Source organism: Aeromonas sp. D3 (assembly GCF_027705025.1).
Taxonomy (GTDB): Bacteria; Pseudomonadota; Gammaproteobacteria; order Enterobacterales; family Aeromonadaceae; genus Aeromonas; species Aeromonas salmonicida.
In genome coordinates, this window is the sequence record NZ_JAPDBE010000019.1 from 17,617 (window position 1) to 40,648 (window position 23,032).

20 protein-coding genes and 1 pseudogene are annotated in these 23,032 nt (G+C 61.2%); 12 read left to right on the forward strand and 9 right to left on the reverse strand.

The genetic code is table 11. From position 1 onward, the window contains the following. Positions 1 to 80 precede the first annotated feature (80 nt). Positions 81 to 2,087: an NAD-dependent DNA ligase LigA gene (gene ligA, locus OKC28_RS12505; RefSeq protein WP_270689470.1), complete on the forward strand. Its 2,007-nt coding sequence runs from the start codon at positions 81 to 83 to the stop codon at positions 2,085 to 2,087. 66 nt (positions 2,088 to 2,153) lie between these two features. Here ligA and OKC28_RS12510 read toward each other — a convergent pair whose 3' ends face one another. Then, positions 2,154 to 3,125, reverse strand: coding sequence for an ABC transporter substrate-binding protein (locus OKC28_RS12510; RefSeq protein WP_270689472.1), 972 nt, complete (start codon positions 3,123 to 3,125; stop codon positions 2,154 to 2,156). Between the two features lie 442 nt (positions 3,126 to 3,567). On the opposite strand from OKC28_RS12510, the gene nrdD reads away from it, so the two are divergent. The 3 genes from nrdD to OKC28_RS12525 all read left to right on the forward strand — a co-directional run bounded on the left by nrdD (position 3,568) and on the right by OKC28_RS12525 (position 6,570). Beyond that, positions 3,568 to 5,685 carry an anaerobic ribonucleoside-triphosphate reductase gene (gene nrdD, locus OKC28_RS12515; RefSeq protein ID WP_270689474.1) on the forward strand — a complete coding sequence of 706 codons (2,118 nt, stop codon included), beginning with the start codon at positions 3,568 to 3,570 and terminating at the stop codon, positions 5,683 to 5,685. A gap of 101 nt (positions 5,686 to 5,786) precedes the next feature. Beyond that, positions 5,787 to 6,299: an anaerobic ribonucleoside-triphosphate reductase-activating protein gene (nrdG, locus tag OKC28_RS12520; protein WP_021138765.1), complete on the forward strand. Its 513-nt coding sequence runs from the start codon at positions 5,787 to 5,789 to the stop codon at positions 6,297 to 6,299. A 100-nt stretch (positions 6,300 to 6,399) separates the two neighbouring features. Then, the gene (locus OKC28_RS12525; RefSeq protein WP_010673454.1) at positions 6,400 to 6,570 is read left to right on the forward strand and encodes a YqaE/Pmp3 family membrane protein; all 171 of its coding nucleotides are present in this window, start codon (positions 6,400 to 6,402) and stop codon (positions 6,568 to 6,570) included. A gap of 103 nt (positions 6,571 to 6,673) precedes the next feature. Here the strand turns inward: OKC28_RS12525 and OKC28_RS12530 are convergent, their stop codons facing one another. The 5 genes from OKC28_RS12530 to slyA all read right to left on the reverse strand — a co-directional run bounded on the left by OKC28_RS12530 (position 6,674) and on the right by slyA (position 10,640). Next, positions 6,674 to 7,033: an MliC family protein gene (locus tag OKC28_RS12530; RefSeq protein ID WP_021138767.1), complete on the reverse strand. Its 360-nt coding sequence runs from the start codon at positions 7,031 to 7,033 to the stop codon at positions 6,674 to 6,676. A 123-nt stretch (positions 7,034 to 7,156) separates the two neighbouring features. Next, entirely contained in the window at positions 7,157 to 7,915 is a 759-nt protein-coding gene (locus tag OKC28_RS12535) for a substrate-binding periplasmic protein (RefSeq protein ID WP_234579101.1), read from the reverse strand. A gap of 155 nt (positions 7,916 to 8,070) precedes the next feature. Further along, the gene (locus tag OKC28_RS12540) at positions 8,071 to 9,099 is read right to left on the reverse strand and encodes a DUF2955 domain-containing protein (RefSeq protein WP_270689479.1); all 1,029 of its coding nucleotides are present in this window, start codon (positions 9,097 to 9,099) and stop codon (positions 8,071 to 8,073) included. Positions 9,100 to 9,109: 10 nt separating this feature from the next. Then, positions 9,110 to 10,165, reverse strand: coding sequence for an HlyD family secretion protein (locus tag OKC28_RS12545; RefSeq protein ID WP_021138770.1), 1,056 nt, complete (start codon positions 10,163 to 10,165; stop codon positions 9,110 to 9,112). 1 nt (position 10,166) lies between these two features. After that, on the reverse strand, positions 10,167 to 10,640 hold the full coding sequence (slyA, locus tag OKC28_RS12550; protein ID WP_059111538.1) for a transcriptional regulator SlyA: 474 nt from the start codon (positions 10,638 to 10,640) through the stop codon (positions 10,167 to 10,169). Between the two features lie 320 nt (positions 10,641 to 10,960). On the opposite strand from slyA, the gene OKC28_RS12555 reads away from it, so the two are divergent. The 5 genes and pseudogenes from OKC28_RS12555 to OKC28_RS12575 all read left to right on the forward strand — a co-directional run bounded on the left by OKC28_RS12555 (position 10,961) and on the right by OKC28_RS12575 (position 16,846). Next, a complete protein-coding gene (locus OKC28_RS12555) occupies positions 10,961 to 11,152 on the forward strand; it encodes a hypothetical protein (protein ID WP_081045609.1) in 192 nt (63 codons plus the stop codon). A gap of 556 nt (positions 11,153 to 11,708) precedes the next feature. Continuing rightward, complete coding sequence (locus tag OKC28_RS12560; protein ID WP_059111539.1) at positions 11,709 to 13,010, forward strand: 2-hydroxycarboxylate transporter family protein; 1,302 nt, start codon at positions 11,709 to 11,711, stop codon at positions 13,008 to 13,010. 10 nt (positions 13,011 to 13,020) lie between these two features. After that, a pseudogene (gene maeA, locus OKC28_RS12565) lies at positions 13,021 to 14,564 on the forward strand (oxaloacetate-decarboxylating malate dehydrogenase). Positions 14,565 to 14,581: 17 nt separating this feature from the next. Further along, positions 14,582 to 16,150 (forward strand): ATP-binding protein, encoded by a 1,569-nt coding sequence (locus OKC28_RS12570; RefSeq protein ID WP_270689483.1) that lies wholly within the window; start codon positions 14,582 to 14,584, stop codon positions 16,148 to 16,150. Between the two features lie 3 nt (positions 16,151 to 16,153). Then, the gene (locus OKC28_RS12575) at positions 16,154 to 16,846 is read left to right on the forward strand and encodes a response regulator (protein ID WP_005316875.1); all 693 of its coding nucleotides are present in this window, start codon (positions 16,154 to 16,156) and stop codon (positions 16,844 to 16,846) included. A gap of 106 nt (positions 16,847 to 16,952) precedes the next feature. Here OKC28_RS12575 and OKC28_RS12580 read toward each other — a convergent pair whose 3' ends face one another. Then, the gene (locus tag OKC28_RS12580; RefSeq protein WP_270689485.1) at positions 16,953 to 17,861 is read right to left on the reverse strand and encodes a LysR family transcriptional regulator; all 909 of its coding nucleotides are present in this window, start codon (positions 17,859 to 17,861) and stop codon (positions 16,953 to 16,955) included. A gap of 96 nt (positions 17,862 to 17,957) precedes the next feature. Between OKC28_RS12580 and OKC28_RS12585 the strand changes: the two genes are divergently transcribed. After that, positions 17,958 to 18,941, forward strand: coding sequence for an aldo/keto reductase (locus OKC28_RS12585; protein ID WP_270689487.1), 984 nt, complete (start codon positions 17,958 to 17,960; stop codon positions 18,939 to 18,941). Beyond that, on the forward strand, positions 18,938 to 19,363 hold the full coding sequence (locus OKC28_RS12590; protein ID WP_270689489.1) for a carboxymuconolactone decarboxylase family protein: 426 nt from the start codon (positions 18,938 to 18,940) through the stop codon (positions 19,361 to 19,363). Before OKC28_RS12585 ends, OKC28_RS12590 begins: the two co-directional genes overlap by 4 nt. 135 nt (positions 19,364 to 19,498) lie before the next feature. On the opposite strand, the gene OKC28_RS12595 is transcribed toward OKC28_RS12590, so the two are convergent. After that, positions 19,499 to 20,398, reverse strand: a complete 900-nt coding sequence (locus OKC28_RS12595; RefSeq protein ID WP_270689491.1) for a DMT family transporter — start codon at positions 20,396 to 20,398, stop codon at positions 19,499 to 19,501. A 104-nt stretch (positions 20,399 to 20,502) separates the two neighbouring features. Between OKC28_RS12595 and OKC28_RS12600 the strand changes: the two genes are divergently transcribed. After that, positions 20,503 to 21,324, forward strand: a complete 822-nt coding sequence (locus OKC28_RS12600) for an AraC family transcriptional regulator (protein ID WP_113720137.1) — start codon at positions 20,503 to 20,505, stop codon at positions 21,322 to 21,324. A 45-nt stretch (positions 21,325 to 21,369) separates the two neighbouring features. Here OKC28_RS12600 and exaC read toward each other — a convergent pair whose 3' ends face one another. Continuing rightward, positions 21,370 to 22,887 (reverse strand): acetaldehyde dehydrogenase ExaC, encoded by a 1,518-nt coding sequence (gene exaC / locus OKC28_RS12605; RefSeq protein WP_270689494.1) that lies wholly within the window; start codon positions 22,885 to 22,887, stop codon positions 21,370 to 21,372. Positions 22,888 to 23,032: the final 145 nt, after the last annotated feature.

Sequence of the window (23,032 nt, forward strand, 5' to 3'; positions counted from 1 at the left end):
ATCAAAAGTGCGGTACCCAGGTGCCGCATTTTTGTTTGTGCGGTTAACTTATTATTCCAACCACAGTCCGAGACTTTTCCATGAGCGAAACCCTCTCCCGCCACCGTCAACTGTGTGATCTGCTGACCGAATACGGTCATCAGTACTATGTGCTGGATAACCCCACCGTCCCTGACGCCGAATACGATCGCCTGATGCAGGAACTGATCGCGATCGAGACCGAGCACCCAGAACTGAAAACCCCTGCCTCCCCCAGTGTTCGGGTTGGTGGTCAACCCTTGACTGCCTTCAGGCAGGTACGTCACGAGATCCCTATGCTGAGCCTGGACAACGTCTTCAGCAGCGAAGAGTTGCAGGCGTTCGAGCAGCGCATGAAGGATCGCCTGAAGCGGGAGGTGAGCTTCACCTTCTGCTGTGAGCCCAAGCTGGATGGCCTGGCGGTGAGCCTGCTCTATGTGGATGGCCAGCTGGTGCAGGCCGCTACCCGGGGCGATGGTGCGACCGGTGAGGAGATCACCGAGAACGTGCGCACCATCAAGGCGATCCCGCTCTCCCTGCGCGGCAGCGACTGGCCCGCCCGGCTGGAAGTACGTGGCGAGGTGTTTATGCCCAAGGCCGGTTTCGAGGCGATGAATGCCAAAGCACTGGCCGCTGGCGAGAAGGTGTTCGTCAACCCGCGCAATGCCGCGGCTGGCAGCCTGCGTCAGCTCGATTCCCGCATCACCGCCAGTCGTCCGCTGAACTTCTACGCCTATGGCGTCGGGGTGGGCGGCGATCAGCTGGGGGATTCCCATTTCGGCCGCTTGTGTCAGCTCAAAGCCTGGGGCCTGCCCATGAGCCCGGAGGTGAAACTCAAGGAAGGCGCGGCCGGATGCCAGGCCTTCCACGACGATATTCTGGCCCGCCGCGGCGAGCTGGCCTACGAGATAGACGGCGTGGTTTACAAGGTCGATGCCATCCCCGTGCAAGAAGAGCTGGGCTTTGTGGCCCGCGCTCCCCGTTGGGCCACTGCCCACAAGTTTCCGGCCCAGGAGGAGATGACACTGCTCGAGAATGTCGAGTTTCAGGTGGGTCGTACCGGCGCCGTGACCCCGGTTGCCAAGCTTAAACCCGTGTTTGTCGGTGGCGTCACCGTCTCCAACGCGACTCTCCACAATGCCGACGAGATTGAACGCCTTGGTGTCATGATCGGCGATACCGTGATCGTGCGCCGGGCAGGGGATGTGATCCCGCAAATCGTTGCCGTGGTGGAGGCCCAGCGCCCCGCGGATGCCCGCGAGATCCTCTTTCCTACCCAATGTCCGGTCTGTGGCTCGGCGCTGGAGCGGCTGGAAGGGGAAGTGGTCACCCGCTGCTCAGGCGGTCTGTTCTGCGAGGCGCAGCGCAAGGAGGCGATCAAGCACTTCGCGGCGCGGCGTGCCATGGATGTGGATGGCCTTGGCGACAAAATTGTCGAGCAACTGGTAGACAAGGGGCTGGTGAAGACACCGGCAGACCTGTTCAGCCTCAACGCCATCCAGCTCGCCGGCCTTGAGCGGATGGGCCAGAAATCAGCACTCAATCTGGTGGCGGCCATCGATGCTGCGCGCAGCACTACCCTGCCGCGTTTCTTGTTTGCCCTGGGTATTCGCGAGGTGGGGGAGGCGACAGCGCTGAACCTGGCCAACCATTTCCTCACTCTGGATGCCCTGCGTGCCGCCACAGTGGAGCAGTTGCTGGCGGTGGCGGATGTGGGGGAGGTGGTGGCCAAGCACGTCTATTACTTCCTGCGTCAACCCCATAACGTCGAGGTACTGGAAGCCTTGCTGGCCGCCGGTATCCACTGGCCTGTCATCGAGAAGAAGGAAGCAAGCGAGCAGCCCTTTGCCGGCAAGACCTTTGTGCTGACCGGCACTCTCAACCTGCTCTCTCGCAACGATGCCAAGGCGGCGCTGCAGGCGCTGGGGGCCAAGGTAGCCGGGTCTGTGTCGGCCAAGACAGATGTGCTGGTGGCGGGGGAAGCGGCCGGTTCCAAGCTGGCCAAGGCCCAGGAGCTCGGCATCACCATCTGGACCGAAGAGCAGTTACAGGCAGCCCTTCAGTCATGATCTGGCGATGACGATACGCTGAAAATAACAAACTCGGCCATCCAGCCGGGTTGTTGTTTCAGGGCGTTAGTCGCGCCACTGGGTTTTGCCTTGCCACTTCTCTGGCACCGTCAGCTGCCAGCGGGCCAGCTCGTGCTTGCTGAACACATACTCGCCCCGCACGGCGGCACGGGGGGCCAGCATTCTGGGCTGGGCACCCGCCAGTATGGCGTTGACGAGCTCTGCTGCTTTCGCTCCCTGATCGCGGCCATCCAGCACCAGGCCACCTATGGCCTTGCCCGTACCCACCGAAAACTCCCAGAAGCAGAACAGGGGCACAGGGCTTTGCACACTGGCCCAGGCCAGGACTGTCTGTTCGCTCACATGTTTGCCTGTATCGTCCACCAGCGTGTGGTAGAGACCGATGAAGATGGCGTCGTAGCCATTTCTTTTGGCGTTGAGCACAGCCTCCTGCCAGAGGCTGTAATCGCCGATGAGCTGGCTGTTGACCCGGGTCTGGCCGACCCGCAGGTCGGTCTGGGTCTTGAATTCATCTTCAATGGCGGTGAGCGCCACGTTGCTGGAATCAAACAGCACCAGCGCCTTCTTGATGCCGCCCATCAGCTGGCTCATTTCGCTGATGTTGCGTTTGAGCAGGGGACGCTCCAGCACGCCCGTGATCTTGGGATGGCCGACCAGTCCCTTGTGGCGCGGGTTTTCGTTCATGCCGAGAAACACCACGGGCGTACCGAGAGAGGCAATCTCGGTGGCCAGGTAATTGATGGCGTTGTCGTCGCCGAGCACCACCAGATCGGGCTTGAGCTGCCGGTAGAAGGCGAGAGCCTGCTCGGCCATCAGGTCGAACTCGTCATGGGGACGGCGCTTGGTATCCATGTAGAAGTGGCTGATGTGGTGCTTGCCGTTCAGATGGGTTTGCAGGCTGGCGTTGTAACTCTGATCCCACAGGTATTCGGCGTGATAGCTGCTGATCACCAGGATCTCGGCAGCCCACAACCGGCAGGGGAGTATACACAGCAGCAGTAGCAGGGTCTTGGCCATGTCGGCTCCCATTGAGAAAGATGATACCTGACTCATTATGGGCATTTTGCACCGATACGCCCTCGTCAATGACTGTCGCAGGGGGATCTTTTTTTGGGCCCGTACCCTATGGCACGCCAGCCCGCAGCAGGCTTGGGGATCGCCTTGAATGGGGCTGTTTTTCACTGGTCGGGAACTGCGCCACTCGCCTCAAACCCTGTTCTGGATCAAGAAATGAGGCCGCGCTTTGGTGCCTAATAGACACCACATATAGGGACGCATTCATATAAAACACCTATATGTTGTGTTATTAAGCTGTGTACAAGCTGTTCTCTTCTCATCGTCAGCCCTGGCTTGTCAAGCCTCGGCTGAATTTATTTGCGCCCAGGACGAGGCGTGGAGAAGGGCACCAAACAAGGGTAAGCCGAAGGCGATAGCCTGGCCTTTTAAACGGGGAAAACGCATGAAACCGGTTGTGATCAAACGTGATGGATGTCGCGCACCATTCAATGCCCAGCTGATTGCCGAGGCAGTGGGCCGAGCGGCAGAGGCGGTCAGCCAGGCCAATCCGACCCTGGGTGAGCGCGTTGCCGCCGCCGTCACTCAGGAGCTGGAAGGGCGTGGCGAGGTGGATATCCACGAGATCCAGAACCGGGTCGAGAACCATCTGATGGCTTCCGACGACAAGGCCATTGCCCGTGCCTATATCGAGTATCGTCACGACCGGGATCAGGCTCGCGAGGCCCGCGGCCGTCTGGCTCAGGAGATCCGTGGCCTGGTGGAGCAGACCAACGCGGCCCTGCTCAACGAGAACGCCAACAAGGATTCCAAGGTGATACCGACCCAGCGCGACCTGCTGGCCGGTATCGTCGCCAAGCATTACGCCACCAGCCACATGCTGCCCCGCGACGTGGTGCAGGCTCATGAGAGCGGCGATCTGCACTTCCACGACCTCGACTACTCACCCTTCTTCCCCATGTTCAACTGCATGCTGATCGATCTGAAGGGGATGCTGACCCACGGCTTCAAGATGGGCAATGCGGAGATAGACACCCCCAAATCCATCAGCACGGCCACCGCCGTGACCGCCCAGATCATCGCCCAGGTGGCGAGCCACATCTATGGCGGCACCACCATCAATCGCATCGACGAGGTGCTGGCGCCCTATGTAACCATCAGCTGGCAGAAACACAGGGAAGTGGCCGAGGAGTGGGGGATCAAGGACGTGGACGCCTACGCCATGGCCCGTACCGAGAAGGAGTGTTACGACGCCTTCCAGTCGCTGGAGTACGAGGTCAATACCCTGCACACCGCCAACGGCCAGACTCCCTTCGTCACTTTCGGCTTCGGCCTTGGCGACAGCTGGGAGTCCCGCATGATCCAGGGCGCCATCCTCGGCAACCGCATCGCCGGCCTTGGCAAGAACAGAAAGACCGCCGTGTTCCCGAAACTGGTGTTCGCCATCAAGGATGGCCTCAACCACAAACAGGGCGATCCCAACTACGACATCAAGCAGCTGGCGCTGGAGTGTGCCTCCAAGCGCATGTATCCGGACATCCTCAACTACGACCAGGTGGTCAAGGTGACCGGCTCCTTCAAGACCCCCATGGGCTGTCGCTCCTTCCTCGGGGCTTATGAGGAAAATGGTGAACTGATCCATGAAGGGCGCAACAACCTGGGGGTAGTCAGCCTCAACTTGCCGCGCATCGCCCTGAAATCCCGCGACGAGGCGGATTTCTGGGACAAGCTGGATGCCGCCCTGCGAGTGGCCAAGACGGCACTCATGTACCGCATCAGCCGCCTCGACGGCGTCAAGGCGCGGGTCGCCCCCATCCTCTATATGGAAGGGGCCTGCGGGGTGCGGCTGAAGGCAGATGACAATGTCAGCGAGATCTTCAAGCACGGTCGCGCCTCCATCTCGCTCGGCTATATCGGGGTACACGAGACCATCAACGCCCTGTTTGGCACCGATGTCCATCTGTTCGACAGCGACATCCTGCGCCAGAAGGCCGTCGCCATCATAGCGCGGCTCAAGGCGGCCACCGACGAGTGGAAAGAGGAGACAGGCTACGGTTTCAGTCTCTACTCCACCCCGAGCGAGAACCTCTGTACCCGTTTCTGCCGCATCGATGCCAAGGAGTTTGGCGTGGTGGCTGGTGTGACCGACAAGGGTTACTACACCAACAGCTTCCACCTCGACGTGGAGAAGCAGGTCAACCCGTACGACAAGCTGGACTTCGAGGCGCCCTATCCGCCCATCGCCAGCGGCGGCTTCATCTGCTACGGCGAGTACCCCAATATCCAGCACAACCTCGAAGCGCTCGAAAACGTCTGGGACTACAGCTATGACAAGGTGCCCTACTACGGTACCAACACGCCCATTGACGAGTGCTACGACTGCGGCTTTACCGGCGAGTTCGAGTGCACCTCCAAGGGCTTCACCTGCCCGCGCTGCGGCAACCACGATCCGGCCAAGGTGTCTGTGACCCGCCGTGTCTGCGGCTACCTCGGCAGCCCGGATGCGCGCCCCTTCAATGCGGGCAAGCAGGAAGAAGTGAAACGCCGCGTCAAGCATATGTAAGCGCAGCAGCGATAAAGCGCTGGCCCCTGACCCAAGGGGCCATTTTCATTGGAGGGTGGCAGACGTTGCCGTTGTCCCATGAACAAGGCAGGAAACAAGCGATGCACTACCACCAATACTACCCGGTCGATGTGATCAACGGGCCCGGCACCCGCGCCACCCTGTTTGTGTCGGGTTGCGAGCATCAGTGTCCGGGTTGCTACAACCAGAGCACCTGGCGACTCGATGGCGGCAAGCCGTTTGATGAGGCCATGTGCGATCGCATCATCCAGGATCTCAACGACACGCGCATCAAACGGCGTGGTCTGTCGCTCTCCGGCGGCGATCCGCTCCACCCCGCCAACGTGCCCCAGGTGCTGGCGTTGGTGAAGCGGGTGCGGGCCGAGTGCCCCGGCAAGGACATCTGGTGCTGGACCGGCTATCTGCTCGGCGAACTGTCAGAGGCCCAGCGTGAGCTGGTCGCCCTGCTGGACGTGCTGGTGGATGGCAAGTTCGAGAAGGCGCTGGCAGATCCCGGTCTGCTCTGGCGTGGTAGCAGCAACCAGCAGATCCACGACCTCAAGGCCTGGCGCGAGCAGTTGGGGGAGCGGATCCCCTGTTTGACTCAGGTGTGAGAGCCGCGAGTGGGCCCTTGTTTCGTTTGCAGTTGAGGTCAAGGCTGTTTATGGTGAGCGCATCCCGAACCGTGAAACATCTTTGATGAGGAAGTGCGAGATGAACAATCTGCTCAAGATACTGCTGGCCATCTTTTTGCCTCCGGTATGCGCCTTTATCCAGGTAGGCTTCAGCCTGCACTTTTTGATCAACATAGTACTGACTCTGCTCGGCGGCCTGCCAGGTATGGTGCATGCGCTCTGGCTGGTGGTGAGCGACAAGCGCGCCTGAACGAGGCAAGCGGACACAGGTTGCGTGCTATCGCTGTGAAGATGGTCGCTTGTCTGGATACAGAGGTTAAATAGCAAAATCCCGGCCAGGCCGGGATTTTTCATTACTGCTGTTTGCAGTCGTTGTAGACGCTCTGCCACTCGCCGTTCTTGTCGCGCATTTCGACGAAGCCTTCATTTCCCTTGTTCCACCAGACGGCCTCATGCTCATCGGTATAGCGGGCGCCGGAGGCTGAAATGGTTTGTGGCAGTGTGTAATCCTTGCCATCTGGCAGTGCCAGTTTGATGAAATTCAGGCTCTGGTCGGAAAGGGCAAAGTAGCTCACTTGCACCTTCTTGTTCTGCTCGCACTGATAGGTGATGGGCTCGCCGCCGGTCACGCTCAATGTGGAGGCTCCGCGTTCGCAACCGCTCAGCAGAGCCAGGGTCGTGATGCCCAGCAAGAGTATATTGGCGTGTTTCATCTTGAATTCTCCATCGGTGTCATCCGGGCTCGAGCCTAACAGGTTGAGGAGAAGGTTCAATGCTCAATTGTCTCTATTGCGTCTATATGCGTCCCGAGGCAGGGCGCAGGGGGCGAAATGCATTCAATGCAGGCCCAGGCTGTGTTCGAAGTCGCGTACCAACGTCTCATAGGTGCCGTTGTTCTTGATCTTCTGCAGCCCTTCCTCGAAGCGTTTTGCCATGGCTTCTCCCTGGGGATGGGCACGGGAGAAGGCGAGCCAGAAGCCATCGGTGGAGATCTTGCCTACCTTGACGACCCGGCCGGTCAGTGCTTTCTGCTGGATCTTGAGATAGCCAGGCATCTCGTTCATCAGTATGTAGTCGACCCGTCCGCGTACCAGCATCTCTATGATCTGGGCATCCGATTTGGCCTGAAAGCGGGTGATCCTGGGGTTATCCATGAAATCGGTGGGATAGGTGTAACCCAGGGTAATGCCCACCGTCTTGCCCTCCAGGGCGGTGAGTTTGAGGTCATGGTGCCCGCCGCCTGCGAGGGCGAAGATGGCGAGATCCTCCTCGAACATGGGGGTCTCGTGCCAGTGGTACTGATAGCGGTTCTCCTCTGTGATGGTGGCATTGAAACAAGCCAGCACCTTGTCGCTCTTGGCTTCGTGCATGCAGCGGGCGAAGGGAATGGTACGAAACTCAAGCGCTATGCCCTCGATGGCGAACACCGCTTTCACCAAGGCCGGTGCCAACCCCTGTGGCTGGCCGCTTTCCTTGTCCAGCGCGCAATAGGGGGCCCAGTCATCTTCGGCTGCGACAAGCACTGGATTGGCCCAGACGCTGCTCATCCCGAGCAAAAGACCAAACGCCAGCCAGCCTCCGTGTACTCGTGCCATTGTGTCTCTCCTGCTGCTATTGCGAACGGCTCTTGCAAGCATAGTGGCTGCAGTCACAAGACCCGCTGTGCCAGCTTGCAAAATGCAGACAAAAAAACGCCCCGGTAGGCATAACGGGGCGAAAAGCAGCACATCCTTGAGCTAACAACAGGGGGTCAATAGCCGAAACGAGTGGCCTCGAAACGGTTAAGCAGTCGGTGAATGAGATAGCAGGCCAGCAAGGTGGCAACGATGGCAAACAATATGCTGCTGACCCGGTAGAGTGCGCTGAATACCAGATCGTTGCCCGGCGTCAGGTACTGGCCAAACAGGATGCCGAGAGTGGTGAGGGCGCCAAAGCCGACGCCTGAGCCGCTGGCTTCCTTCACATGGGCGTAGCTGAACAGCATGGTCCCGAGCCAGAGCATGGGGGCGACCAGCAACAGCAAACCTGACCAGTCGTAGAGTACCAGCTGGCTGACGAGACCAAAGCTCACGCCGAGCAGTGTGCCCATTGCCCGTTTGCGGGCATAGCTCAAGGCCCCGTTCCAGTGCATGGGAAACAGCAGCAGCAGTGTGGTGGCCTGAGCAGACATGGAGTCACGCAAGTCGAAGATCTGGAACACCATGAAGGAGAGGGTGGCTATGCTGGCACCGAGCAGGGCCTCGTGTCGCATCCGGTGCGGTGCCTTGGGGGCCGCCGCAGGCTTGGGTCGCTCCTCTACATCCGGGATCAGCGCCGTCATCAGGTAGGCGATGAGTACCGACAGTATGCTGGCCCACAGGTTGCTGAAGATGAGGTCGTTCAGATCGGTCTGCGGGTAGCTGGCAAAGTGCAGCATTATGCTCAGACTCAGCACACCGTTGGCCCCGAACAGAAACAGGCTGCCCCGGGACATGGCGGCGAAACGGTAGAGAAACAGCAAAAAGGCGATGGGGATCATCAGGCCGGGATGACTGCCAAACAGCCCGCCCAGCAGACCGACTTCCACCCCGCAGATGACGGCGGCAGCTATCAGCTGGCGTGCCGCATGGCCGTTCATCACTGGCACCATGCCCAGCAGCAATACCGGTGTCACTGTGTAGAAGACGCCGTAGTTCCAGCCAAACAACTTGCAGAGCAAAAAGCCGGTGGTGCTGCCAAAGGCGATGCGCAGACATTGACGCAGTTCGTTGGCGGTGAGGGGCCTGTGCCACAGATTCATCACTGCCACCTTAGTAGATATAGTGCAACAGGCTGAGCAGACGGATCTGGCCGCGGGCAAACAGCGCGCTTAGCGCGTTGTCCGGCAGCAGTTGCACCGTGGCGCGGGCGCCAGCCGGCAGGTGTGCCGGCAACTGCTCAAGGGTCAGATGCAGGCGCAGGCGCTGGGCATCCCGGACCCAGCGATCCGATTCGGTGGGGCTGGCCAGCAGGCCGTTGGCATCGAACTGGCCGGCGCTGACGCCGGCATCCAGGCTGGTGACCCGGGCTGGATAGAGCTTGCCCGGCTCGCCATCGAAGGCGACCAGTGCCTGGCTGTCCGTGTTGACGTGGCGCAGACTCTTCTCGCGAAAATCGGCGATGATGTCTACTTGCTCGGAGACCAGCGCCAGCAGCGGCGCACCCGCCGCGGCGAAGCTGCCCGGCTTGAGTTGCAGGTTGGTGATGATGCCATCCTGGCTGGCGTGTACCTGGCTGTAGGCGAGGTTGAGCTCGGCCTGGGCCAGGTGATTGCGAGCCTGGCGCAGCAGCAGGTTGTCGTCACCGTGCAGACCGCGGTTCACCTGGGCCTGAGTCATGCGGGCCTTGCTGGCCAACAAGTTGGCCTGGGCGGTGCGAAATGCGCTGTCGGCGTCGTCTTTTTGCTGCTCAGAGACCATGTGGCGACGATAGAGGGCGTCGATACGCTCCGCCTCCCGCAGCTTCAGGGAGGCCTGGGTTTGCAGCGAGCTGAAATCGGCGGCGGCGGCGTTGAGGGTGGCGTCGAGCTGGCGGTTCTGCTGCTCGGCCTGAGCCAGTGCGAGGCGGGCCTGCTCCACCGCCAGTTCAAACGGGGCGGGATCGAGTGAGAACAGCAGATCCCCCTGTTTGACATGCTGGTTGTTGCCAACGGCAACCTGTATCACCTTGCCACTGACCTGGGGTGCCATCTTGGTCACGACACGGGTAGCCATGGCTTGCGGGGTGAGCGGCATCTTGATGTCAGCCAGCAGGAAGTAGCCAAAGACCAGAATAAAGGCGCCCATGGCCCATTTTATCCAGCGTTTGAATTGTTGATCCGGGGTCATCTTATTCTCTCTCTTCACTCTGTGAACCTATCTTGCCGAGGGCGTTGGCACAGATGCGGTGCACTATGTCTTCAAATTGTTCCAGCTCCCGCTGGCTGATGCCGGCGAGCAGGTCACGGCGTATATCCATGATGCGATCCTCTATCTTGTCGAGCAGCGCCTTGCCAGCCGGAGTCAGGGTGACGATGCGGGCCCGTTTGTCCTGGCTGCAGCAATGGCGTTCGACCAGTCCATGCTCCTCCAACTGACCCAGAGTGCGCATCAGGGACGGCAGCTCTATCTCCAGCGCTTCGGCAAGGGTCTTCTGGCTGAGATGACCACCGAGGCGGCTGAGTTTCCAGAGTGCTGTCCAGCGTGGATGGGTCAGACCCAGGGGCGCCAGTTCCAGGTCTGCCACTGTGCGCCACAGTCGATGCAGTCGTCCGACCCGCTCGGCGAGGGACAACTCGCGCAACATTTCCAGATCCTTCATCATGAGGTGCTCTCCATTTACTTAGCCTGCTAAGCATTGTAGTTATTTAGCAGGCTAAGTAAATAGTGTGATCAAGATCTTGTTTATGAAAATGAGAAATGAGTTTCTTATGAGGCTTTACCTGGTCAGTGAAGGGGGTCGTAAGGGGCTGTCTGTGTCTGAAATACGCACAGGGTGTGTCAAATCGGGTGAAATACTCTGGCTGGAGAAATAAACACCGGCTTGCTGGGGAGGCAAAAATAAGGAAGGGATCCCGTTTACTATTATTTTCTGGTCAGCAAGGTGTCATATAAATTCGGCAGTCTGTTTTTTATCCACTAATATTGATGGGTCAGCTAAACAGGGAGACGATAGCTGTGGAACGATATGAATCGGGTGACGCCCATTTCTCAATCGAGAGTCTGCTGGTCGATGTCGAATATAGTGCCGAAATCCATTATGGCTTCAGCCGGGAAGGAAGCGATATCTGTCATGAATTTGACCCTGCCAATATTCCATTGTTATTAGCAGAATAGGCCAACCGAACAGGTTTAAATGAGGCGCTGGCTGTCAAGGTGTGACTGACAGGTGGGCACTCTTTGCCCGTCTGCACAGTCTTGTCAGTTGAAAATACACGCTATGGCGCTGTGTTGATAGTGCATCCCCGGCATGACATACAAGTTGCCAGTCATCCTTGCCTGCCCTGTTATCCACCTGCATACGGGCAGGTCATGTCAGTTTTGCGATCGTCAGGATCATGGCATCTCTGATATGGATGATCAGCATGAATATGACGCGACTGTCATCAGCCTGCTGCCCGTTTACTCCCTCTCTTTCCATGGATAACACTTAATCTGAGCCTCACCATTGCCAGCCAAGTGAGGGTCAAACCTTGTCCGCATTCGTTTATTTCTGTGTGTATACCCAATCTTTCAGATGTTGTGAATGGGGACGCTGTCTTGTATTGGACGACAGCATCCTCGCCATAGCGTTTAAGATTTTAATGTTTTTATATGTCTTTGTAGCGGGGCTAACCGACAGGCGGGGGGAGGATCACTAGAGTAGCGCCACCTCACACGCTGGAGCATAACAATGAAAAACCTCTCTACCCCGAAAGCCGCCCCCTGGGGCAGTCAACAAATAGCCGGCATGCCCATGATGATCTTCCTCGGGCTTGCCACCTGCGTGCTTTTCTCCGGCTGGAACGGCTCACTGCCGCTCGGCATGGTCGGGGCATTGGCACTGATGTTCGTGCTGGGCACCCTGCTCTGCGAGCTGGGTGAGCGCATCACCCCCATACGTGAATACCTGGGCGGTGGCACCATACTCGCCATTTTCGGCGGTGCTGCTCTGTTTGAATACAGGATCCTGCCGGTCGAAGCGGGTCAGGTGATCATCGGCTTCATGAAGGAGGGGGGCTTTCTCAACTTCTTCATTGCCAGTCTGGTGACGGGCTCAGTGCTGGGCATGAGCAGTGCGCTGTTGAAAAATGCCGCCATGCGTTACCTGCCGGTGATCCTGGGCGGTGTTGCAGTGGCGCTGCTGAGTGTCGGTCTGGTCGGCTCCCTGATGGGCTATGGCTTCAAGAATGCGGTGCTGCTCATAGGTTTGCCCATCATGGGTGGCGGCATGGGCGCAGGTGCCGTGCCCCTGGTGGAGATCCTCTCGGGCCCGATGCAGATGTCCAGCGCCGACCTGCTGTCACGCATGGTGCCTGCCGTTGTGATCGCCAATACCCTGGCCATTCTGGTGGGCACTCTGCTGGTACGCCTGGGCCGTCGTTATCCCTCCCTGACTGGCAATGGCCAGCTGATGATCAATCAGAGCAGCCAGAATGTGGCCGAAGAGCAGGTCCAGGCGCCGACGCTGGAAAGCCTCGGCATGGGGCTCTTCATCAGCTCCAGCATGTTCGTGCTGGGTTCACTGCTGGGCAACTTCATCCCCATGCATCCCTTCGCGCTCATGATACTGGCGGTGGCCTTCATCAAGGTGAGTGGCGTGCTGCCGCGTCGCTACGAGCAGGCGGCGGCCGACTGGTACCAGTTCGTCGTGACCAATCTGACGCCCTCCCTGCTGGTGGGCATAGGGGTCGCCTATACCAGCATCCCGGAACTCATCAGCGCCTTTTCCGTCAGTTACTTCGTGTTGGTGCTGGTGACTGTGGTCGGCGGCGCCCTGGGGGCGGCCCTGGTGGGGCGTATGATAGGTTTCTATCCCATAGAGGCGGCCATCACAGGCGGTCTGTGCATGGCCAACATGGGGGGCACGGGCGATGTGGCCGTGCTGTCGGCGGCCCAGCGCATGAAGCTGATGCCGTTTGCCCAAATATCTTCCCGTCTCGGGGGCGCCGTCATGTTGATCCTGGCCACCCTGCTCATCTCGCTGCTGGCATAAGGAATCGACAATGAACGACATCATGATGGGCACCAGCCTGCCCTATGCCGAACGCAAGCGACAGGGCCTGATGGGGCGCATGCCCCATAAAGAGGAGTCCCTGGCCCAGCAACGGCGCCGCATTTACCGTCTGGTCTCTGCCATGCAGAGCCCGTTCGACCAGCACCTGCTGCTGCGCCAGCTGCAAGAAGACAACCCTGTGCTGTTTTACGATCTGGTGCGCCACCACCTGCCTGAGCTCTTGCCCATTATTTACACCCCGGTAGTAGGGGAGGCATGCCAGCGCCACAGCGACCTCTATCTGCGCAGCCACGGTCTTTATCTCTCCTGGCATGACAGAGACGATCTGGACGCCATCTTCGCCGCGGTGGAGCAGGAGGTGGACGTCATCGTCATCTCCGACGGTGAGCGGGTGCTGGGGCTCGGCGATCTTGGTATCGGCGGCATGGGGATCTGCATCGGCAAACTGGCGCTCTACTCCGCCGCTGGCGGCATCAACCCGGCGCGCACCCTGCCGTTGTGCGTCGATGTGGGCACCAACAATCCCGAACTGCTGGAGGATGACTCCTACCTCGGCTGGCAGGCCAACCGGGTGGATGGTGAATCCTATTACCACTTCATGGACAAGGTGGTGGCGGCCATTCGCATGCGCTGGCCCCAGGTGGTGTTGCAGTTTGAAGACTTCGCCGGCAAGCATGCCGCCAATCTGCTGGCCCGTTATCGAGATGAGCTGTGCATGTTCAACGACGACATCCAGGGAACGGCTGCGGTGGCTTCGGCCTGCGTGCTGGCGGGCTTGCAGCAGGCGGGCACTACCCTGGCTGACACCCCTGTGCTCATCGTCGGCGCCGGCTCGGCGGGGTGCGGCATCGCCGCCATGCTGGCCCAGCTGGCGGGCAGCCCGGATCGGGTGCAACTGTTTGATCAAGATGGGCTGGTCTGCCTGGATCGCGCCAATCTGACCCCATCCCAACGACCTTTTGCCCGTCCGGCGCAAGAGGCTTGCGCCGCCCTGCCTGCGCTCATTGAGCGGCTGCGCCCTGGCGTGCTGATCGGGGTGAGTGGCCAGGGCGGGCTCTTTACCGAGGCCGTGCTCAGGGCCATGGGGGAGGTGTGCGAGCGCCCCGTGATCCTGCCGCTCTCCAACCCAACCCGCAGTGCCGAAGCGACGCCGGAGCAGGTGTGGCAGGCCACCGACGGCCGCGCTCTGCTCGCCACCGGCAGCCCCTTTGCCCCAGTCACTGTGGCGGGGGAGGCGCGGGTAGTCTCCCAGTGCAACAACGTCTATGTCTTCCCCGGCATTGGTCTGGGGGCCTGCGCCGTCAAGGCGCGCCGCATCAGTGACGGCATGCTGCAGTGCGGGCCGTGGGCGCCTATCCGCTGGCTGAGGGGCGATTGTTGCCTCCCATCGAGCAGGTGGGGGAGGTGGCCCGCGCGGTCGCAAGGGCGGTGGCGCTGACTGCCCGTGACGAAGGGCTGGCGGATTTTGTCGGTGATCCCGCGCCACTGATTGACCAGACCTGGTGGCGCCCGCACTATTGGTCCGCTTCCTGATGTTGCAAGGCTAATCGATGAAACTGCGCCACCAACTGGTCACCCTCTCTCTGGGGCTGTCACTGCTGCTGATCGTGATCCTGGGCAGTCTGCTCGCCCTCTTTATCCGCCACCTGCTGGAGAGCAATCTGCAGGAGAATGGCGCCGATCTGGCGCGGGTGCTGGCGGCGGACAGCCGGGTGGTGCAGGCCTTGCAGCAGGGTAGCGATCCCGGTTTGCGCGACTATGTTGAGGGGATCAGCAATCGCACCGACGCCGCCTACATGGTGGTGACCGACGAACACGCCCGCCGCCTCAGTCACCCCTCGCCCGAGCTCATCGGCGGTCTCTTCCGTGGTGAAGATATCTGGCCGGCCCTCCATGACCGGCTCAGCTACTGCTCAGAGGACGAGGGCACCCTCGGCCCGGCCATCCGCTGCTTTGCTCCCGTGCTCGGGCCCGATGGCCGTGCCATGGGGGCCGTGGTGGTGGGTTACCTGATGCGGACTGTGGAAGGCATCTATCTGGAGCGGATCGCCCTGCTGGTTAGCGCCATCCTTGCCGTGCTGGGGTGTGGTCTCTTGCTGGCGCTCTGGGTGCAGCACCTGTTGCGCCGCACCCTGCTGGATCTGGAGCCCGAGGCCATCGTCAATCGCTTCGTGCTGCAAGAGCTGGTGCTGGAGCACATCTCAGAGGGGGTGATAGCGCTCGACAACAGGGGCAACATCCGCATGCTCAACAGCGCCGCCTTCTATCAACTGCGCCTGCCGGGCACAGGGCGTCATGCCCTGCTGGGGCAGTCGCTCGCCGAGTTGTCGCCGCCGCTGGCACCTGCCCTGACCCAGGTCGAGACCGAGCTCGGCTTTACCGTGCACGGAGAATCCTTCGTGGGCCGCTGGCAGGCGGTGGAGGGCAAGGTGCCAGGGCGCCTGCTGATCTTCAGTCGCCCCGAGGTAACTGGCAGCCTCGGCATGCAGGTGACTCATCTGCGCCAGTATGCCGAGATGCTGCGGATGCAGACCCACGAGTTCGCCAACAAGCTGAGCAGCCTCTCCGGCCTGTTGCAGCTTGGTCATGTGGATCAGGCGGTGGAGCTCATTCAGCAGGAGAGCGAGGCTTGCCAGACCATGTTGCAGGGTCTGTTGCGAGCCATCGAGGACAAGCCGGTGGCGGGGCTCATTCTCGGCAAGTTCAGCCGGGCGCGGGAGCTGGGGGTGGAGCTGGTGCTGGATCCCGACTCGGCGCTGGCGGAGTATCCGGCGGCCGTGTCGGCGGATCTCATCACCCTCATCGGCAACCTGCTGGACAACGGCATTCGCGCCGCCTGGGCGCGGCGCAAGCTGTGTCCGCCTCGGGTGCTGATTTCCCTCAACGATTTTGGCCGCCGGCTGGTGATAGAGGTGGAGGACAGCGGTGAAGGGGTGGACGAGGCGCTGGCGGATCATCTGTTTGATTACGGCATCAGCCGCCAGACCGGCGATCACGGGGTTGGCCTCTTCCTGGTCAAGGAGACGGTGGCCAGGCGAGGGGGTGTGATAGAATGGCGACGCACCGCCGAACAGACAACCTTGTTCGGTATCTACTTGAATAAAAACCAATTGGTGTGATCTATGGAGCCCATTTTCACTCTGGTGATCGAGGATGACGAACGGATAGGATCCATTCTGGCCGAGCTGGTCTCCTCCACCCCCGGATTTTCCCTGCTGGGTCGGGCCGAAAGCCTGACCCAGGCCGATCTCATGATGCGTGCGACCGAACCACAACTGCTGCTGGTGGATATCTCATTGCCCGATGGCTCGGGCCTGGAGTGGGTGAACCGGCTGCGCAGCCACAACCGCGAGGCCTACGTCATCATGGTAACCGCCTCCTGCGATGTTGAGACCATACAGCAGGCCCTCAACCTGGGGGTGCAGGATTACATCATCAAGCCGCTGCGGCTGTTTCGCATCCAGCAGAGCCTGGACGAGATCCTCACCCTGCACAGGCGCATCTGCGAGCGCGGCTCCCTGGAGCAGAGCGATCTGGATCGGCTGATGGGCAAGGGGCGCCCCCAGGCCAGAGAGGTGCGCGATACCCCAAAGGGGATCGACGCCATCACCTTGCGCCAGGTGCTGGAGCTGCTGGCCGGCGAGCCGGATACCGCATTTTCCACCGATACGGTGGCGCTGCGGCTGTCGCTGAGCCGCACCACGGCGCGCCGCTACCTGGAGTATCTGGAGTCGGAAGACCGGGTCGATGTGGATCTCAACTACGGTCAGCGTGGCCGGCCAGAGCGGCGCTACCACTGGCGCCGGGGCAACTGAGCCCGCGTTTTTTGCGCGCAGATACAATACAAGAAGGGAGCCTCGGCTCCCTTCTTGCTGTCTGCCTGTTGCCATATGCTTTGCAGCCCTTCCTAACCAGCCTTGTTCACAGTACGCCCAGAGGGAAAGGGTGGAGGGCTGATTCGGCCTCTTCAAACAGCTGGATCAGGTGATCCGCGACGGCCCGCACCCGTCTGGAGTGGGCGAGATCTGTGTGGATCACCAGCCAGATCGGCTGATCCACCCCCAGCTCTGGCAGGAGGCAGATGAGGTCCGTCTCTTTGGCCAGATAATGGGGCAGTACCGCCAGCCCGAGACCGGCGGTGGCGGCGGCCAGCTGGGCCGACAGGGTATTGGTCTCCACCCTGCAGGGGCGCCCACGCAGCATGCGCGCAATCCATTTGGCGGCGGGCAAATGGCTATGGGATTCCCCCCAGCCGATAAAGGCATCCTCATCGAAGCTGGCGGCATCTGTGCCCGGATGACGGCAATCGACATAGCTGCTGGCCCCATAGAGGCCGAAGCCCAGGGTGCCCAGCCGCTTGATGGTGACGTTGCCGGCGTCAGGTTTGACCATGCGCACGGCCAGGTCGGCATCGCGCCTGTGCAGGTTCACCGTTTGCACGCCTGTGACCAGCTCCACCCTCAGGTCGGGATGAATGGCAAACAGCCTGGCCAGGGAGGGGATAATGAGCGGATTGGCCAGATTGTCTGCGGTGGAGAGGCGTACGCATCCGGCCACTTGTCCCTGCTGCTGCCCGGCTTCGCCAAAGGCATGCCCGGCATGTTCCAGCGCTTCGGCCCGCGCCAGCAGGGCATCCCCATCGTCGGTCAGCCGATAGCCGTGCTGATGACGACTGAACAGCGGCAGACCCAGTGCCGACTCCAGGCGATCCAGCCGGCGAGAGACGGTGGCAATGCCCATGTCAAGGGCGAGGGCGGCGCCACTCAAGGTGCCGCTGCGGGCGATGGCCAGAAAGACCCTAGCGTCATCCCATAGCAAGAGAGCGTTCATGTATCTTCCAAAATCGGAAAGCCGACTACCAATCTAGTCTATACCTGAATCATATTCGGAAGACCATACTGACCTCCATCTTGTAAGGAGAAATGTATGCAACGACGAACACTGGGCACTGATCTGGACGTATCCGCCATGGGCCTCGGCTGCATGGGCATGAGTGAGTTTTATGGCCCGCGGGATGATGAGCAGGCGCTGCGGGTGCTGGCCCGGGCTGTCGAGATGGGGATCGATTTTCTCGACACCGCCGACATGTATGGCCCGCACCACAATGAAGCCCTGATCAGCCGCTTCCTGGCGACCCACGGAGCCGGGGTCAAGGTCGCCACCAAGTTCGGCATAGTGCGTCAGAGCGGCGAGTACAGGCGCACTCTGGACAACAGCGTCCAATATGCACGGCAGAGCTGTGAAGCCTCGCTGCGCCGGCTCGGGGTCGAGCAGATAGACCTCTACTATGTGCATCGCATCGACCCGGCGCACCCCATCGAAGAGACGATGGCAGGGCTGGCGCAGCTGGTGCAGGAGGGCAAGATTGCCCGTATCGGCCTGTGCGAGGTCAGCGCGGCCACCTTGAGGCGCGCCCATGCAGTGCATCCGGTGGCGGCGGTGCAGACAGAGTATTCCCTCTGGACGCGGGATGTCGAAGCCCAGGTGCTGCCAACCTGCCGCGCGCTGGGCATTGGCCTGGTGGCGTACTCCCCCTTGGGGCGCGGCTTTCTGACCGGACGTTTCCAGCAGGATACGGCGTTTGAAGAGGGTGACTTTCGGGCCAACCTGCCGCGCTTTCAGCAGGAAAATATCGCCACCAACCGCTCGCTGGTGGAGGTGATCATGGCCCTGGCGGCGCGCAAGCAGTGCACGACGGCGCAGATCGCCCTGGCCTGGCTGCTGGCGCAAGGGGATGACATAGTGCCCATTCCCGGCACAAGGCGGATCCCCCATCTGCAGGACAACCTGGGCGCCCTGTCGGTGCGTCTGGAGGCCGGGGATCTCGCCGCGCTGGACAGTGCCATCAGGGCCTTGCCAGTGGCAGGGGATCGCTATACCCGAGAAGGCATGAAGGGGGTGAACGCATGAGCGGCTTATCGTCCGAGCGGCGTGAACAGGCCTTCGCGCTGCTGGCCCGGCTCGACCCGCAGGCGCCGGATCAGGTCGCGGCGAACCTGGATGCCCTGTCGCCAGATTTTGCCGAACTGGTGTTGGGATTTGCCTTTGCCGATGTGCTCTCCCGTCCCGGTATTGATCTCTGCACCCGTGAGATGCTCACCGTTGCTGCGCTGATGGCGATGGGCAATGCACCCGGACAGCTCGAATTTCATATCCGGGCCGCGTTGAATGTGGGCGTCAGCCGGGAAACCATCATCGAAATCCTGCTCCAGATCGCCGTCTATGCCGGTGTCCCTGCCTGCATGAATGGCATCAGCGCGGCCCGAAAAGCCTTTGCTGCTCATGACAAGGCCCGGCGCGACCTGCACAAGGCGCACCACGAGCAAACCTGAATCACAGTTGTGTCGGGAGGGGCTTACCATTGGCGCCGGGATAACCGAGCCTGTGGTTTTTAGCGAGAAGATGCAAAAAAGAAGGGAGCCGAGGCTCCCTTCTTGTGTTGTGCTGCAGCGGCTTGTCTCGCCGGTTTATGCCTCTTCCACAAGGGCGGGGCGCACCCTGGGCTTGAACTGGGAGAGCATGACGCCGCCCAGGATCAGGCCGCCACCCAGCAGGTGATAGCCGTGAATGGGCTCCCCCAGGGTGATGACGGCGATCAGCGCCGTGCACAGCGGCATCAGGTTCATGAACACAGAGGTGCGCTCCGCTCCCATGCAGGCGAGGCCGCGCATCCAGCAGTAGGCAGCCAGCAGGGAGGAGGCGAGCCCGGCAAACAGCACCAGACCCCAGCCCTCGGCGGGCACCGCCAGGGAGTCTGCACTGAGGGCGACCGGGATGAGCAGCAGCACAGCCAGCAGGATCTGCATGTAGAGGTTGAGCCAGGGGCCAAACGGCAGTTGCCAGCGGCGGATCAGCAGGCCGTAGAGGGCGTAGCTGGCGGAGCCGAGCAGCATGAGCCCGTCCCCGGGGTTGATGCCGTCGTGCAGCAGGGCCAGGGGTTGGCCCTGGCTCAGCAGCCAGAGCACCCCTAACAGGGATATGCTCATGCCGAGCAGCGCCTGCTTGCCCGGGCGCTGGCCGAAGAAGAGGGCGCTCTGTAGCAGGGTCAGCAGCGGAATGAGCGAACCTATGACCCCCATGTTGGTGGCCGAGGTAGTGTGGGCTGCGTAGTAGGCGAGGCACTGGTAAAGCACCATGCCAAGGGCTGCCAGCACCAGCAGCTTGCCGAGCCAGGGGCGGATTTCGTGACGGCGGCGCCACAGTTGCGGCAGGCAGAAGGGGGTCAGCGCCAGGGCGGCGATCACCCATCGGTAAAAGGAGATGGCGGCGGGATCCAGCACATCGGCGGCGGCCTTGGACACCACTGTATTGGTGGCCCAGATCAGCACGGCCATCAGCGGGAACATAAGCGGGAAGAAGATACGCATCAAAGGCTCCTTATTATCGAGATGGCCAGTCTACTCTTGTCTTTCTGTTATCAAGTAACGTAAAACTGACAATTCATCCCGCAGAAAGGACAAGTTGCCCTGATATGGCACTACATCACTATCACTCGACCGACATAGCCCTGCCCGAGCCCAACCCACTCTATCTGCGCTATCAGCAGATCCAGGCCGAGAGCGCCTGCGCGCCCCACAGCCACCCCTGGGGCCAGCTCAGCCTGATAAGCCTGGGGGTGATGGAGATAGTGCTGGACCAGCACCGGCTGGTGGCTCCCGCCGACTACCTCATCTGGGTGCCAGCGGATCTGGAGCACGCCTCCTACAACCAGCAGGCCCTCGATTATACCTCCATCTATGTCAATCACGCCCTGGCGGCCAGGCTGCCTGCCGAGCCCTGCCTGCTGGAGATGACGCCGCTCATCCGGGCCATGCTGGCGGATTTTTGCGAGCGCAAGCTGGGCCATATGCAGGATGAATGGGATGTGCGCCAGGCCGAGCTGCTGGTGGAGAAGCTGACCCGCACCCGCTGCCAGGACAGCTACCTGCCCATGAGCCAGGACAAGCTGCTGGCCCCCATGCTGGCGGCGCTGCGCAGCGACCCCGCCGACCCGCGCACCCTGGCCCAGTGGGCCGAGCAGTTGCACAGCACGGAGCGCACCCTGGCCCGGCGCTGCGTGCGGGAACTTGGCATGAACTTCGGCCAGTGGCGGGCCCGGCTCAAGCTGCTCAAGGCGCTGGCCTGGCTCAAGGGGGAATTGCCAGTGCAGGAAATTGGCTGGCGGCTCGGTTACGGCTCCACCTCGGCCTTTATCGCCATGTTCAATCGTGAGCTGGGCTGCTCACCCCAGCGTTATCGCCAGCAGCTGGGAGGCATGGGGATAGAGCGGGAAGAGTCGCCTGGCGAACCATAACAACAAGGGCGCCCGCAGGCGCCCTTCTCATGGCAGGTGATCGGACTAGAAGAAGCCGAGGGGGTTGATGTCGTGGCTCACCAGCAGGTTCTTGGTGTTCTGGTAGTGATCCAGCATCATCTTGTGGGTCTCGCGGCCTATCCCCGACTTCTTGTAGCCGCCAAAGGCCGCGTGGGCCGGGTAGGCATGGTAGCAGTTGACCCAGACCCGGCCGGCCTGAATGCCGCGCCCCATGCGCCAGGCCAGGTTGCTGTCGCGGGTCCACAGACCCGCCCCCAGGCCGTACTGGGTGTCGTTGGCAATGGCCAGCGCATCCGCCTCGTCCTTGAAGGTGGTGACCCCGAGCGCCGGCCCGAAGATCTCCTCCTGAAACACCCGCATCTTGTTCTGGCCCGAGAAAATGGTGGGCTGGATGTAGAAACCCCCCTCCAACCCGCTCACCTTGGCCGGGCCGCCGCCTATCAGCATCTTGGCCCCCTCGCCGCGGCCTATCTCCATGTAGCTCAGGATCTTGTCGAACTGCTCGCGGGACGCCTGGGCACCGACCTGGGTGGCGGTGTCGAGGGGGTTGCCCTGCACGATTGTGCGGGCGCGGGCCAGCACCCTGTCCATAAAGTTGTCGTAGATCTTCTCGTGTACCAGCGCGCGGGAGGGGCAGGTGCACACCTCGCCCTGGTTGAAGAAGGTCATCAGCATGCCTTCCACCGCCTTGTCGATGTACTGGCTCTCGTGCTGCATCACATCGGCAAAATAGATGTTGGGGGACTTGCCGCCCAGCTCGACGGTGGAGGGGATCAGCTTGTCGGCGGCGCAGCGCAGTATATGGGCGCCGACTTCAGTTGAACCGGTAAATGCCAGCTTCTGGATCCTGTCGCTGGTGGCCAGCGCCTGACCCGCCTCGGCGCCGAAGCCGTTGACCACGTTGACCACGCCGGGGGGCAGTATGTCTTTGATGAGATCCATCATCAGCATGATGGTGACCGGGGTCTGCTCGGCGGACTTGAGCACGCTGCAGCAGCCTGCCGCCAGCACAGGGGCCAGCTTCCAGGCCGCCATCAGCAGCGGGAAGTTCCAGGGGATGATCTGGCCGACCACGCCGATGGGTTCCTTGAAGTGGTAGCTGACGGTGTGCTGGTCCAGCTCGGCGGCCGAGCCCTCCTGGGCACGGATGCAGCCGGCGAAGTAGCGGAAGTGATCCACCACCAGCGGCAGGTCGGCGGCCAGGGTCTCGCGCACCGCCTTGCCGTTCTCCCAGGTCTCGGCGATGGCGAGCACTTCGATGTTCTGCTCGATGCGATCGGCGATGCGCAGCAGCAGGTTGCTGCGCTCGGTGACGCTGGTCTTGCTCCAGCTGGCGAACGCCTTGTGGGCGGCATCCAGCGCCAGCTCTATGTCGGCGGCGTCGGATCGGGCCACCTCGCAGAACACCTTGCCATCCACCGGCGAGATGTTCTCGAAATAGCGACCGGCGCGGGGGGCCACCCAGTCGCCCCCGATGAAGTTGTCGTAACGGGACTTGAAGCTGACCAGGGCACCTGCCTGACCGGGAGCGGTATAAATCATCTCATCATCCTTATGTGTGTGAAGGTCCTGCCCGGCTGCACGTGCTGGCTGGCCGGGGTGGTACGCAGGGGATATCGCAAGGGCCATGCCAAAGGGTCTGACCAGCGCACAAAAGGTTACAAAAACGTTATCAAACTGGGTGCGG

Bases quoted from the DNA above. Each gene is read 5' to 3' on its own strand.
- ligA (WP_270689470.1), top strand. From the start codon at position 81: ATGAGCGAAACCCTCTCCCGCCACCGTCAACTGTGTGATCTGCTGACC.
- OKC28_RS12510 (WP_270689472.1), bottom strand. From the start codon at position 3,125: ATGGCCAAGACCCTGCTACTGCTGCTGTGTATACTCCCCTGCCGGTTG.
- nrdD (WP_270689474.1), top strand. From the start codon at position 3,568: ATGAAACCGGTTGTGATCAAACGTGATGGATGTCGCGCACCATTCAAT.
- nrdG (WP_021138765.1), top strand. From the start codon at position 5,787: ATGCACTACCACCAATACTACCCGGTCGATGTGATCAACGGGCCCGGC.
- OKC28_RS12525 (WP_010673454.1), top strand. From the start codon at position 6,400: ATGAACAATCTGCTCAAGATACTGCTGGCCATCTTTTTGCCTCCGGTA.
- OKC28_RS12530 (WP_021138767.1), bottom strand. From the start codon at position 7,033: ATGAAACACGCCAATATACTCTTGCTGGGCATCACGACCCTGGCTCTG.
- OKC28_RS12535 (WP_234579101.1), bottom strand. From the start codon at position 7,915: ATGGCACGAGTACACGGAGGCTGGCTGGCGTTTGGTCTTTTGCTCGGG.
- OKC28_RS12540 (WP_270689479.1), bottom strand. From the start codon at position 9,099: ATGAATCTGTGGCACAGGCCCCTCACCGCCAACGAACTGCGTCAATGT.
- OKC28_RS12545 (WP_021138770.1), bottom strand. From the start codon at position 10,165: ATGACCCCGGATCAACAATTCAAACGCTGGATAAAATGGGCCATGGGC.
- slyA (WP_059111538.1), bottom strand. From the start codon at position 10,640: ATGATGAAGGATCTGGAAATGTTGCGCGAGTTGTCCCTCGCCGAGCGG.
- OKC28_RS12560 (WP_059111539.1), top strand. From the start codon at position 11,709: ATGAAAAACCTCTCTACCCCGAAAGCCGCCCCCTGGGGCAGTCAACAA.
- OKC28_RS12570 (WP_270689483.1), top strand. From the start codon at position 14,582: ATGAAACTGCGCCACCAACTGGTCACCCTCTCTCTGGGGCTGTCACTG.
- OKC28_RS12575 (WP_005316875.1), top strand. From the start codon at position 16,154: ATGGAGCCCATTTTCACTCTGGTGATCGAGGATGACGAACGGATAGGA.
- OKC28_RS12580 (WP_270689485.1), bottom strand. From the start codon at position 17,861: ATGAACGCTCTCTTGCTATGGGATGACGCTAGGGTCTTTCTGGCCATC.
- OKC28_RS12585 (WP_270689487.1), top strand. From the start codon at position 17,958: ATGCAACGACGAACACTGGGCACTGATCTGGACGTATCCGCCATGGGC.
- OKC28_RS12590 (WP_270689489.1), top strand. From the start codon at position 18,938: ATGAGCGGCTTATCGTCCGAGCGGCGTGAACAGGCCTTCGCGCTGCTG.
- OKC28_RS12595 (WP_270689491.1), bottom strand. From the start codon at position 20,398: ATGCGTATCTTCTTCCCGCTTATGTTCCCGCTGATGGCCGTGCTGATC.
- OKC28_RS12600 (WP_113720137.1), top strand. From the start codon at position 20,503: ATGGCACTACATCACTATCACTCGACCGACATAGCCCTGCCCGAGCCC.
- exaC (WP_270689494.1), bottom strand. From the start codon at position 22,887: ATGATTTATACCGCTCCCGGTCAGGCAGGTGCCCTGGTCAGCTTCAAG.